Source organism: Tenacibaculum soleae, assembly GCF_001693415.1.
Lineage (GTDB): Bacteria > Bacteroidota > Bacteroidia > Flavobacteriales > Flavobacteriaceae > Polaribacter > Polaribacter soleae.
In genome coordinates this window covers 136,356-147,915 of sequence record NZ_MAKX01000013.1, presented here as the reverse complement: position 1 = coordinate 147,915, position 11,560 = coordinate 136,356, and the positions used below count along the sequence as shown (strand labels likewise).

The 11,560-nt window shown below is 27.4% G+C and carries 17 protein-coding genes; 5 read left to right on the top strand and 12 right to left on the bottom strand.

All coding sequences use genetic code 11. The features are described 5' to 3' along the window. Window position 1 precedes the first annotated feature (1 nt). From BA195_RS10340 to BA195_RS14255, 12 genes are all read right to left on the bottom strand, one after another. Window positions 2-337 carry a hypothetical protein gene (locus BA195_RS10340; RefSeq protein WP_068705165.1) on the bottom strand — a complete coding sequence of 112 codons (336 nt, stop codon included), beginning with the start codon at window positions 335-337 and terminating at the stop codon, window positions 2-4. A 22-nt stretch (window positions 338-359) separates the two neighbouring features. Continuing rightward, a complete protein-coding gene (locus BA195_RS10335) occupies window positions 360-752 on the bottom strand; it encodes a coiled-coil domain-containing protein (protein WP_068705163.1) in 393 nt (130 codons plus the stop codon). Next, a complete protein-coding gene (locus BA195_RS10330) occupies window positions 749-1,261 on the bottom strand; it encodes a DUF6712 family protein (protein ID WP_068705161.1) in 513 nt (170 codons plus the stop codon). Before BA195_RS10330 ends, BA195_RS10335 begins: the two co-directional genes overlap by 4 nt. Further along, window positions 1,254-2,375, bottom strand: a complete 1,122-nt coding sequence (locus BA195_RS10325) for a phage portal family protein (protein ID WP_068705159.1) — start codon at window positions 2,373-2,375, stop codon at window positions 1,254-1,256. Before BA195_RS10325 ends, BA195_RS10330 begins: the two co-directional genes overlap by 8 nt. Then, a complete protein-coding gene (locus BA195_RS10320) occupies window positions 2,375-2,830 on the bottom strand; it encodes a hypothetical protein (protein WP_068705156.1) in 456 nt (151 codons plus the stop codon). Before BA195_RS10320 ends, BA195_RS10325 begins: the two co-directional genes overlap by 1 nt. Before the next feature lie 87 nt (window positions 2,831-2,917). Further along, the gene (locus BA195_RS10315) at window positions 2,918-3,493 is read right to left on the bottom strand and encodes a hypothetical protein (RefSeq protein ID WP_068705154.1); all 576 of its coding nucleotides are present in this window, start codon (window positions 3,491-3,493) and stop codon (window positions 2,918-2,920) included. A gap of 86 nt (window positions 3,494-3,579) precedes the next feature. Continuing rightward, window positions 3,580-4,491 (bottom strand): hypothetical protein, encoded by a 912-nt coding sequence (locus BA195_RS10310; protein WP_068705152.1) that lies wholly within the window; start codon window positions 4,489-4,491, stop codon window positions 3,580-3,582. A gap of 65 nt (window positions 4,492-4,556) precedes the next feature. Then, entirely contained in the window at window positions 4,557-5,618 is a 1,062-nt protein-coding gene (locus BA195_RS10305) for a Clp protease ClpP (protein WP_068705150.1), read from the bottom strand. Between the two features lie 116 nt (window positions 5,619-5,734). Beyond that, a complete protein-coding gene (locus tag BA195_RS10300; RefSeq protein ID WP_068705148.1) occupies window positions 5,735-6,223 on the bottom strand; it encodes a hypothetical protein in 489 nt (162 codons plus the stop codon). A 24-nt stretch (window positions 6,224-6,247) separates the two neighbouring features. After that, complete coding sequence (locus BA195_RS10295; RefSeq protein ID WP_068705145.1) at window positions 6,248-6,565, bottom strand: hypothetical protein; 318 nt, start codon at window positions 6,563-6,565, stop codon at window positions 6,248-6,250. After that, window positions 6,562-6,795 (bottom strand): hypothetical protein, encoded by a 234-nt coding sequence (locus BA195_RS10290; protein ID WP_068705143.1) that lies wholly within the window; start codon window positions 6,793-6,795, stop codon window positions 6,562-6,564. Before BA195_RS10290 ends, BA195_RS10295 begins: the two co-directional genes overlap by 4 nt. Before the next feature lie 4 nt (window positions 6,796-6,799). Continuing rightward, window positions 6,800-7,291: a sigma-70 family RNA polymerase sigma factor gene (locus BA195_RS14255; protein ID WP_176714987.1), complete on the bottom strand. Its 492-nt coding sequence runs from the start codon at window positions 7,289-7,291 to the stop codon at window positions 6,800-6,802. Between the two features lie 1,016 nt (window positions 7,292-8,307). Between BA195_RS14255 and BA195_RS10280 the strand changes: the two genes are divergently transcribed. The 5 genes from BA195_RS10280 (at window position 8,308) to BA195_RS10260 (ending at window position 11,536) form a co-directional block, all read left to right on the top strand. Then, on the top strand, window positions 8,308-9,141 hold the full coding sequence (locus tag BA195_RS10280; protein WP_068705140.1) for a hypothetical protein: 834 nt from the start codon (window positions 8,308-8,310) through the stop codon (window positions 9,139-9,141). Beyond that, complete coding sequence (locus tag BA195_RS10275) at window positions 9,134-9,502, top strand: hypothetical protein (RefSeq protein ID WP_068705138.1); 369 nt, start codon at window positions 9,134-9,136, stop codon at window positions 9,500-9,502. The genes BA195_RS10280 and BA195_RS10275 overlap by 8 nt, the downstream gene beginning before the upstream one ends. 251 nt (window positions 9,503-9,753) lie before the next feature. Further along, the gene (locus tag BA195_RS10270) at window positions 9,754-9,939 is read left to right on the top strand and encodes a hypothetical protein (RefSeq protein WP_068705136.1); all 186 of its coding nucleotides are present in this window, start codon (window positions 9,754-9,756) and stop codon (window positions 9,937-9,939) included. Between the two features lie 141 nt (window positions 9,940-10,080). After that, window positions 10,081-10,770, top strand: a complete 690-nt coding sequence (locus BA195_RS10265) for a sigma-70 family RNA polymerase sigma factor (RefSeq protein WP_068705134.1) — start codon at window positions 10,081-10,083, stop codon at window positions 10,768-10,770. A gap of 94 nt (window positions 10,771-10,864) precedes the next feature. Then, the gene (locus tag BA195_RS10260; protein ID WP_068705132.1) at window positions 10,865-11,536 is read left to right on the top strand and encodes a sigma-70 family RNA polymerase sigma factor; all 672 of its coding nucleotides are present in this window, start codon (window positions 10,865-10,867) and stop codon (window positions 11,534-11,536) included. The last annotated feature ends 24 nt before the right edge of the window (window positions 11,537-11,560 follow it).

Below are 11,560 nucleotides of genomic sequence, written 5' to 3'. Positions count from 1 at the left end.
TTTAAATTTCATAAATTACCCATTCATCACCATCTGCTGGGATACCACTAGGTGGTGTTGTACTTGCTATTATATTCCTAAATTGTTCGACATTATTACCACCCATTTTATAAATTACTGGTAATAACGCATCAATTACATCATCTTGTGAATTATAATTAATACCATTAATTTTAAATTCAGTATAATTTGTACTATTTATTAATTGAAGTTTAGTATCATTTACATTATAAATTCCAACGTTATTATCACCTTGTTTAAGTGGTTGATATATCTTTGCGTATGTTGTACCGTTTAAGCTGAAATAATCACTTCCAATTGTGTTAATTAATATCATTCATTATTATTTTTTTTTGTTGTTATTCACTTTCATATTTATCTTGGAAATATTTAAGACTTTTTGCTTGTTTTCTGATTATTTCCTTCTGTTCTTCTATAATCTTACTAAACTTTTCATTTAGTGCTTGTAAAGCCCTTAAATCAGCTTGTAAACGTAACATTGAAGCATCAAATGAATCTTCAATATCTTTGATGCGTTGTTTGTATTTTTCGCTTAAATCTTCAACCATTTCTTGATATATATCCAAGTTTTTTTGAACATTATTTAAACTTGAATTATCAACATCATTTTCTTTTTTTTTGATACCTAATTTGGTTGCTATTTTGTCTTTAAACCAAACACCTACACCAGTTACAAAGGTTAATAAATACGGTAATGCATCAGCAAATGCTTTTTGTGTTTCTGGAATCATTTTATTATTGTAAATCTTTGACCAAATGTGTTAATATCTGGATTATTATTATTTGAATATCTTGGAAATATTGCTTTATTTGTTTGAAGATATTTATCAATCATTTTGAATTTAATACTTGCATCAATTTGTGTTTGCTTTACAACATCTTTAATAAAATTTCTATCAACTGGTTGTGAATCTTCTGTGTATTTTTGCTGATACCCAAAACTTGTATGATTTGTATTAATTACATATATATATCTTGAATAAGTGTAATCAGCTAATAAGCTTTTTAGCCCTTCTTGGTAATAGTTTTTACCTTCTGAAGTAAATGTACCACCACTCATTAATTCGTTGTATTCTGGCTCGTTTACGCCTTGTAATAAATCAAAATAAAAATCATTTAACACATCAAATAAATCAACACTTTGTGCCAATTTTATACACTCGTTAATTTTACCTTCATCAATTTTTTTAGATATATTTCTATACTCTGCAAATTCTTTTGCTGTAATTATATTATTCATATTTTTGTGGTCTTTGGTTTGGGTTGATTATTATTAATTCACCTTCAATTGGTTCTGCGTAATTTGACATCAATTTTTGAAATATTTCTTCAATTTGATTACGTTCTTCTTCTCTACTTTCCCACAACTGAAGCTTTGCTTGTTTAAGCATTTCACCACTATTTCCAAACATTCCATCACTTGATGTATCAACTAGTATTAATGGTACACCAAACGCCTCTGTTATATTTTGCTTCGCTTGTTTATCCGAATATTCAAATAATTTATCATTATAATTACTTGTAAGGTCTTCAACTTTAAATTGATTACTTAAATCATCTGCCATTTGACTAGATTCAAGCAATGTTGTTGTACCAGCATTTTCAGCACCTTGAATTTCCTTAATGGTATTTTTAAACGTCCTTCTGTCATCATCATTTGCGAATGGTTGTACAACTATTACTTTATTATTTAAAAAACCTCTTTCAGCACCGTTTGCCCTAAAAATTTGTGAATTTTTTTGTAATAATGCTTCATTTTGAACCGCAAATAAATCTGGTAATGAATAGATTGAATTTGTGTCTTTTTGAAGGTGTAAAATTTGCCCTTTGTAATTAAGAATTGAACCAGCTTTTTCAATTTGTGCTTCAATTACATTTTTTAATGGGTTGAATTTGTCATAAACTCTGAATTTATCCGCATCAATTTTACCATTTTCTTTATTCCAATTATCATAAACAATAAATTTACCAGAATAGCCCAAATCATCAGATTTACCAACCCTTACGGATGTTGCTGGTATTACCTTAATTGCTTTAATTCTTAATTCACCATTATATGTAATATGAAAAAATACGTTGTTGTGCTTTGCATATTCTCGTGAAGCTATTCTTAACACTTCATTAAGCGTTTGACCATCACTATTAATAATAATATTACCAATTTTACCAAATGATTTACCATATATCGCCTTGGCAACCTTATTGATGCAATTCTTACTGGTAACACTATGATTTACAAGTATTTCAATTAATGATGGAAATGAGTTATCAAGACCCCAATTAAAAACTTCTGTTCGTTTATCCAGTTTTACATTTAGAATTGAATCTTTTACTTTGTTGAAGTGTATTTTCATTATTTTTTTCCATCTGTATTAGTTTTTTTGTTATTTTTTTTACAACTAGTACAAGGTTTTTTTGCTGTTGTTTTTCTCTTTGTGTATTTTCTTTTTGGTTTAATTGGTTCTTCTATTTCACCAATTAATTCAAGCCAATTTGAAGGATATTTTGAAAATAATTTAATACGTTCTTTACGTAATTTTAAAAATTCAATTGCTAATTCATCAGTAAGTGTTGAATTTGATATTGTTATTGAACTACCTTTTTTTAATTTATAAATTACACTAGGTTTTGCCAATTCAAAATTCACCACCTTATAATGTTTTTTTAAAAAATTAAGCATATTTTGAATATCTGAAGGACAACTTGTACAAACATTTCTTTTTGTCAAATCTTTATAATCATCTGCCAGAACTTGAATATATTCTTTGATTATTTTATTTGAACTTTTTAATATTTCTTGTATTTCCATATCTAATTTTTATGATGTAATAAAGGCTGAATTGGTGTTACCCTATCAGCCAATTATTATTGTGTTATTTTAGTTGTTTTTCGTTTCTTAAACGTTAGCAAATAAAGCGTCAAACGTTGCTTTAGATGTACTATAATCACTTTCTAAGAATACGTTATATGGATATTGTTCAACTGTTCCTTCTCTAGTAGATAATGTGAACAACATACTTCCAGAATTTTCATTACTTCCTTGTGACATTTCAGATAATTCAAGACCTGCATCCCAACCATAAGCCTTGAATCCATCAGTACCATTAGCACCTTTGTATTCAGTTTCAACAATTACGATAAAACGCCCATTTTTAAGTTCATTTGCACGTTCTGCATTTTCTGCTGAAGTAGTTGATAATCTTGACAAAAATGAATGTGAAAATCCATCAACATCTTCAGAATTTGAAGCGTAACTTGATGCCACACTTGCTAATTCTTTATACCATTCAATTGATATACCACTTGCTGTTGTTACTAAGTCAGTAATTGTTGCACCGTTTACAGTACTACCAGCTTTGTCAATATCAGAATAATTTATAATTACACCTCTTTGACCAGATAACCCTTTAATTGGTGTATCAGCACAGTCAAATAAAATACCTTCTTTTAATTTATTATTATTACAAGCCATTTGTTTTATATATTTTATAATTAATTGGGGTGAATTAACACCCCATTAATTTTTGTTTTGTTATTAAATTTTATTGTTAATTTGAATTATACACTTAATGTAAATTCAACGATTTCATCAGCATTACTAATTACAACACCAGCTTTTCCTTTTACTCTTATGTGCATTTTATCCGATACTTTATCATAAAATACATCAGCAACATCAGCTTCACCTTGTGCATCTGAACCAACTATAAAATTCGCTCCAACGCTTGAAAACATTCTTCCAGTTCCATCAAGTCCGTAAACTCTAATTAATGCACCTTGACCACCTCCGATATTATAAATACCTTCATCGTGTTCTGGTTTATAGTGATATAAATTATCAGCTTTTTCTTTTGATATGTACATATCAAATACATCATCACCAACAAGTGTTACGTACTCTTTGCTTCTCTTTACCTTAGCTGGTGAAGCAATACGCATATCTTCAATTAATTCTTTTACATTATTCTTTGTGATTGATGTTGCACTTGAAGTATTACCTTCAATTACGTTTGAATCAGCATCAGCTTTTTTGATATAACCATCAAATAAATTGTGCGTTCCATTTGTATCACCTTGCCAATAAGTTAATTCAAGTTTTTCTTGGATTGATGCAATTTTATTTGCAACAATTTGTTCTTCCCAAGTTAATTTGTCACCGTTGTTTGAACCAGGGGCTAAAACTGTATTTGGTAATTTATTTTGTAAATCATCTTCACAAAATGATTCAAAAACTGTAAAAGGTTTTACCGTTAATGTAACTTCATTTATTTGTGTATCTCCTTGTGGTGTTGCACAAGAACCAGATTGTAATGTTGCTTCACCAGATAAGTGTGGTACAGTAGTTGAACCCTTTACACCTCCCATAAATAAAGCGAATTTACCAGTATCACCACCAGCAAATAATGTTTTTGTTAATACCGCATTTTCTCTTGCGATATAGTCGCTAAAATTTGTTAAATCGTATGCCATTTTTTTCTTTTTTTTCTATTTCATCAACTAACGTGTTTGTATAAGAATAGCTAGTTGAAATTTTTTTAGGCTCTTAAATAGTTTGCCTTGTTATTTTTTGTTTTGTTTGTTGAATTTGTTCTTGCAACAATTGCTTCTTCACTTCCAACCAATTTTTTTAAAGCTTTTATTTCAGCTTTTAATTCATCATTTTCTTGTTTGAATGCTCCACTAAGTTTTGCAAATAATGCTGCTTCAATTCCACTTAATAATGCTTCAACATCAATTTCATCTTCTGTTGATTCAGCTTCATCTTCTGCTGGTTCACCTTCTTCTTCAACTGGTAATATTTCTTTTAATTCACCAGCTTCAAATATGAATGTTGAACCATCTGGTAATACTCTTTCACCTTCAATTGCTTTACCTTCTGAATCTTTTGCAACATCACCAACTTGTGGTTCTGCTCCTTCTTCTAAATCTGCAAAATCAAGTACATCACCATTAGCAACTTGAATCATTAAAGCATTCACTTCAACATTTTCAACTGCATCTTCAGAATTGAAAAACGCATTTAATGCATTCATAAATTTCTCTGTTTTTGTCATTTCTTTTTCTTCTTTTTCTTTATTATTTGTATAAATCGCCACCGCTTGAAGTGGTTGTTTGATTTCCGTAGCAATACCAATTTCAAGTGCTTCTTCACTTGATAAAAAGGTTTCATTTTCTAAAAGTGTTTTAATACTTTCAGTATCAATATTTGTGTAGGTTGAATAAAATGTGATAAAGTCCTTCTCAATTGCTCTTAATTCCTTTGCAACGCTTTCTAAATGGTTTGCACCACCATCAACACTTGCCCAAGGGAAATGAACCATAATTTTAGCTTCACCAGCTTCAACAATTCTAATATCACCAGCCATATAAATACTGGCTGCAATCGAGTAAGCTTGTTTTGCTATTGTGGTAACTGGTATTTGTAAATTCCTTAAATAATTGAAAATTGAAAGTCCAGTATCAACACAACCACCAACACTATCAATTACAACTTCAACCGCTTGTGGGTTTTCGTAACTCTTAAATTGTCTTATGCAGTCAAGAAGATTTGTATCTTGACCAATAACACCGTTAATATATATTGTTGCTTTATTCATTCCTTGTTCTTTGATACACTCATATCATAAGAATCTGGTGTGAAGTGGTAATAAGGAACGTTTGAATGTTCTGTGAATGAAAAAACCACCTAAAATTGGTGGCTTCTTGTATTATTTTATATGGTTTTGGTGGTTATTATTGCTTGTTCTGGTTGAAGAAGAAAAATATCTTTATAAATCCACTCATTTGAACCATCTTTTGCCGTGTGTTTTGGTAATAATTTTGAATATAATTTACCATAATCAACACATTCAAGGTCAAACAAATAGGTGAAATCATTATATTGAACTAAATAATAAGATTTAAGTGTTTTATTTAAGTTTTTTTGTAAGCTTTTTGCTTCATTTAGGGCTTGTTTAACGCTGTTTAACTTATCTAATTGAATAAGTACACCGCCTTGATGCGTATCGTGGTTAATATCTCTTGTTTTGGCTTCTACTATACCAAATAATTTATGTGAAGATGTGGTTGAAGCTGAAGTAATTACTGCATCGTAACAATTGAACCCTTCATTGAGTAATTTATTAATTGTAATATCACTTTGATTTGTGAAAAAATTGGTAATTGTCGTTGTTTCTTTATTTATGTGTTGATTAAAATTCATTGTTAATTGGTTAATACTATCTTTTTATTCTGGTAATGGTGCTACGTATGTTGTAGTGATATATTTTTTAATTAATTTAATTGCTTTTTCGTTGTATCTGGTGTTGAACCTTACCAACATTTGTAAATCAAATATTACACAACCGTTTTCAAATCTATAATCATTAAAATCTTCAAGTTTTACACTTAGTGTAATTTTATTAATTGATTTAATACTTGTCAAATCTTCTTTGATTTGGTTGATTATAGTATCAGCAGTTTTTTTATCATTGAATAATTTAATACCAATTAAATTACCACTTACTTCAAATAATGCTGGTCTTAATTCTTTTGATGTTATCATCTTGCATTTTGATTTAACTTTTTTATTATTTTTTGTATCGTTTTTGGGTGCTTTTTAAATTCCTTTGAAAGTAATTTATAGCGTTCTGTTTTAGTTCCTTCTAATTCATAATATTTATCATAAATTGATAAATGATGTAATACTGTTGAATCAACCAGTATTTTATTCTTTACTAGCTTTACTATTACACCAAGGTTTTCTGGTGTGTTGATTAGTTGGTATAAAGTCATTCTTTTATCTTTTAAGTAATTTATATATCGTTTTCTTACTCTTAATTTGATGAAAATCTTGATATACTGTTATTATTTCTTCAACACTCATACCTTCATAGTAATATTTATCTTGGATGAATTTTTGAATATCTGTTAATTGCTCCTTATACTTTTTTAAATAATCTGAATTGATAATATCATCTTCAAGTGCTTCTTCAGATTCCAATAAATCAACTTTACTTATTACGCTGTTATCTTCATTATAAAGGACTTCATCAAGACTTTCATTGTTTAGTATATTATCTTGGATAAAGTCCAAACAAGTGTAATATAAACGCATATATGCATACGTTTGAAAAGTTCCTTTACTCGGTGTGTATCTCAATGCTAATTGATGCAGTTGAATGTAACATTCGTTGAATAATTCACCACGGTATTTTGGATTGAATTTATTCGTAATTGCGTGAATCAAATCTTTGTAATCATTAATATTAATCTTTGGTTGGTCGCTCACTATTCATAATCTCTTTGGTCTTTGTTATTAGTGCTTGAATTACTTCAATATTGGTGTTATTTAAACTCATTACCTTCTTTAGTTGTTCCTTCATCTTTCTCTTTTTTTTCTTACTTAATTATACTGTGCGCTCCACTACAAGTAAAGCTTCTTATAATTAAATATGTTGAACTTTACTAAACGACCAAAAAACCCTAAAAAACTTTGAAAATATTTATGCACGTAGTGCAATTGGTGATGTTATTTATAAAGCTGTATGTTATCATCTGAACGCAAATAAGACCGTTTAAGCAACGTATTATATATTATAAACAACTTTATCATCAGAACGTTAAACCACCCTTAAATAATCGCATTCGCTCAATTGGTGTTATTTGTTTTAATAAAACTGTATGTGAAAAACTGTATCTTAAAAAATTTATGCACGTAGTGCAATTGGATATATTTTATTTATTTTACTTCTTAGCAATTTTAAAAGATGGGTGTAGCCTAAAGCGTAACCCTCTTTTATTAAATTGTGTGTGGTTACTAATACCCACAATAGTATGTTTCTATATATGTATTATATAAGGTTCGATAATCGAACAACTTTTACTTCGATAATCGAACAACTTTTACTATATTTGCAATAAATACCAAGGTTCGATAATCGAACAACTTTAAGTGAATTGTAATTAATTCAATAAAAATATTTTAATATCAAGGTTCGATTATCGAACAACTTTAGATAGTTACCAAGGTTGCAAAATGAGTACACTTTTAATAAGTATAAATATATTCAATGTTAATTAATTTAACTATAAGAAAATTATATAATATATTTTAGTTTACCTTTTAAGAATCTTACGTTTATATAAGTAATAAAAATAATTTGACTTTTACAGAAGTTCAACATATTTATAAATAACAACATCAAGTTGTTCTGGTTTCCAGCGGAATTATGAAAATAGCTATTTCACCGCTGGTTGCATTACCAGTAAAAAAATGTGATAAAGAAAAATGCAATATTTAAGATTATGAAAAAAGAAACTAAGAAAATAAAGAACGGTTATATAACAACCTATTCAAGAAGTGAAGGTAATTATGCAACAATAAGCAACAATATAATTAATGATTCAAGATTAAGTGATTCCGCTGTAAGGCTCTTAATAATGTTAATAAATTCACCAAGCGAAAAAATAAGTATGACTTATTACCGCAAAAAACTTGGTTGGGGGTCAGAAAAAATGAGTAAAATCACAAAAAAACTTGCCGAATTAGGCTATTTAAAGGGTATTCAATACCCACAAGGTGAAAAGTTCAAGTATCATTATAATATTGATGAAACTGGTAAATTAAAGCCTTCTTATGATGATAATGGTAATGTAATAGTGTTGAAAAATTCAACCAAACCTTATACCAAAAAAGAACATCACAAGAAAAAAGAAACTACTAAACAACCAGAACCAAAAAAAGTTGAAATTGTTGATAATGATATTTTAAAATACTTAATTGATAACGTTAATGTAGATGTAATTGAAATGTATCAAGATGAATTTACATCAATTATAAATAATGTTGACAGTTATAACCAACAAGTTAAAGATATTGATGCACTCATCAAAAAAATAAAACTAGAATGTTATAATTTCAATATTAATAATGTAAGTGAACGACTTTCAAAAGTATCAAAAAAAGCAAGTACCAAATTTTCTGAATATCTTAAAAAAGAAATATTTGAAAAGTTTAATCTAAATGTTAATGCAACAAATAAATTAAAACACTTCAATCAGCAAAATCCAAATCAAACCAAACAAAAAACATTATTTGAAGATAAATTACAAGAACTAAGTGAACAACCAAATGATTAATTTTAAAAAATTTATAATACCAATTATATTACTGGTAATCGGTTTATTTTTATATTACTTATATAATAAAGATAATAGTAATAAAGATTATTTAATTAAAATTTTAGAACTAAAAGAATTAAATAATACACTTGTAAATAAAAATGATAGTATCAAACTTATTAATATTAAACTTGATGAAGAACTTGAAAATTTGAATCATTATATTATAATTAAAGAAGATGAATTATTTGAAACAAATAAAAAATTAGAAACAATTGTTATTAAAAAAAATAATATTAAGAAAAATATTCAAAAATTAAATATTGAAGAAGTTGATGAAAAACTTACTGATTATTTAGATAAAAGAAATTTTAAATAAAAATACATAACAAAATATTTAATATACACAAATCTTTTATTGCAACTACGGAAAAAAAGAAGTATATTCGTGTAAATTATAACAGTAACCAAAAAAAACCTTGTATGTTCAATCATAGACCAAACAAGGTTTTTTTATGCGTTAAAATCAAAATGTTAAAGAAATGTTAAAGTTTGACTTTTACAAAAGTTGAACATATTTATTAATGTAACCAGTCACAAATAATAAGAGGTTACTATTTTTGGTCAGAAATGTTAATTGATGGTATTAATTATAAAGTTGAACCAATTGATTTTGATGAAAATAATGATGTTGAAATTGGTTACATCGTGAAAAAACAAACTGGTAATGATATTCAATGTTTTCTTGATAATACTGAAATTGAAATACCAGAAGAGCTAAAAAATTATATTAAAAAATATTCTTTTCATAATTAATAAGGGTTTAGTGACATAAACCCCTATTGTTTTAATAACCACCAATTTTAGGTGGTTATTTTTATTTAAAATACTGCTTTAAATCGGTTTACCTTTTCAACTTTTTACGTTTATATAATATATATATAAACCCCTAAGAAAATGCAATACTTAATAAACTACGTTACTGATAATTATATCCAACTTGACATTCAAAATGTGAAGGATTTATTTCAAGATAAAGAACGCAATCAAGATACAATTATCAAATCACAATTACCACTAGTTTACAAATTAGCCAACTCTTACAGTATCACAACACCAATAACAATTGAAGAACTTTTTTCAATTGGTCTTGAAGCACTTCTTGATGCTTCACAAAGATTTGATAATTCAAATGGTGCATCATTTACAAGTTACGCTAGTAAGGTTATTACATCACACTATTCAAATCATATACATTCAAATAGATTAATTCCAATACCGCATTCAAAGAGTGAAGCAATTAAACCAGTTGCATTTACATTTTCACAACTAACAAAAGATGATGAAAATGAATCTTTCATATCCACTACCCTATCAAATAACATTGATTTAAACTACTCTTATTTATCAAATGAAGATGTATTAATTCAACTAATTGAAGATACCCTAAACAACCCAAAATGGGCTTCAATTGTTGTTGAAGTGTTAGGTATCGGAATGTTTAAAAAGAAAAAACAAATTGAAATTGCTGAAGAAAATAATACAACCAAGCAAAATATCGGTCAAATGTATAATAAGGCAATTAATAGATTAAAAAATAATAAAGCATTCAAAAATAAAATAAGAGGTCTTTATAACTTGGATTAAATAATTTCAAGAAACTTTACTTTTTCTGGTCGTTTACTATTTTTTTAACATATTTAATAATATACTCAAATAACAATACATAATGAATTAAATAATGCAACCATTACAAAAATATGTTGAACAAAATAAAATCAAATTAACACAAGACCAAATAAAAGAACTTTGCAATAACAAAGAACGCAATCAAGATTTGATAATTAAATCACAATTGCCACTTGTATTAAATATTTCAAACTCTTTTAATTCAACAACTGGTGCAAATATTGAAGACTTATTTTCAAAGGCTCTTGAAGCAACACACAACGCCCTTATTAATTACGATAATAAAAGCAATGCTTCATTCACAACATACGCTAAAATCAGCATTATAAACGCTCTAAAAGATTATAGACTTCACAATAATAACATTATTAAACAACCTTCAAAAAATAAAGAACTAAGCAACACAAAAGCCTATTGTTTCAGCTCGTTCAATTCAGAAGATAATAAAGCCATTGAAGATACCATTGAAGATACTACCAATTCAATTTATAGTGATGAAGATAAACTTGAACAACTTATAAAAGATAATTTAAAAGCTGATTATGCAAATATTGTAATTCTGTACTTCGGAATTAATCAAGATAAATCAAAAGTATGTATTGAAATCGCTGAAGAACTTAATACAACCAAGCAAAATATTAATGATAAATTACTTAAAGCATTAAATAAATTAAAATCAAATACGCATTTTAAAACCCTTTTAAAGAAACTTTACAATATATAATATACAACACATTAAAAACAAATA

Coding starts and splice junctions, on each gene's coding strand:
- BA195_RS10340 (WP_068705165.1), bottom strand. CDS start 337: ATGATATTAATTAACACAATTGGAAGTGATTATTTCAGCTTAAACGGT.
- BA195_RS10335 (WP_068705163.1), bottom strand. CDS start 752: ATGATTCCAGAAACACAAAAAGCATTTGCTGATGCATTACCGTATTTA.
- BA195_RS10330 (WP_068705161.1), bottom strand. CDS start 1,261: ATGAATAATATAATTACAGCAAAAGAATTTGCAGAGTATAGAAATATA.
- BA195_RS10325 (WP_068705159.1), bottom strand. CDS start 2,375: ATGAAAATACACTTCAACAAAGTAAAAGATTCAATTCTAAATGTAAAA.
- BA195_RS10320 (WP_068705156.1), bottom strand. CDS start 2,830: ATGGAAATACAAGAAATATTAAAAAGTTCAAATAAAATAATCAAAGAA.
- BA195_RS10315 (WP_068705154.1), bottom strand. CDS start 3,493: ATGGCTTGTAATAATAATAAATTAAAAGAAGGTATTTTATTTGACTGT.
- BA195_RS10310 (WP_068705152.1), bottom strand. CDS start 4,491: ATGGCATACGATTTAACAAATTTTAGCGACTATATCGCAAGAGAAAAT.
- BA195_RS10305 (WP_068705150.1), bottom strand. CDS start 5,618: ATGAATAAAGCAACAATATATATTAACGGTGTTATTGGTCAAGATACA.
- BA195_RS10300 (WP_068705148.1), bottom strand. CDS start 6,223: ATGAATTTTAATCAACACATAAATAAAGAAACAACGACAATTACCAAT.
- BA195_RS10295 (WP_068705145.1), bottom strand. CDS start 6,565: ATGATAACATCAAAAGAATTAAGACCAGCATTATTTGAAGTAAGTGGT.
- BA195_RS10290 (WP_068705143.1), bottom strand. CDS start 6,795: ATGACTTTATACCAACTAATCAACACACCAGAAAACCTTGGTGTAATA.
- BA195_RS10280 (WP_068705140.1), top strand. CDS start 8,308: ATGAAAAAAGAAACTAAGAAAATAAAGAACGGTTATATAACAACCTAT.
- BA195_RS10275 (WP_068705138.1), top strand. CDS start 9,134: ATGATTAATTTTAAAAAATTTATAATACCAATTATATTACTGGTAATC.
- BA195_RS10270 (WP_068705136.1), top strand. CDS start 9,754: ATGTTAATTGATGGTATTAATTATAAAGTTGAACCAATTGATTTTGAT.
- BA195_RS10265 (WP_068705134.1), top strand. CDS start 10,081: ATGCAATACTTAATAAACTACGTTACTGATAATTATATCCAACTTGAC.
- BA195_RS10260 (WP_068705132.1), top strand. CDS start 10,865: ATGCAACCATTACAAAAATATGTTGAACAAAATAAAATCAAATTAACA.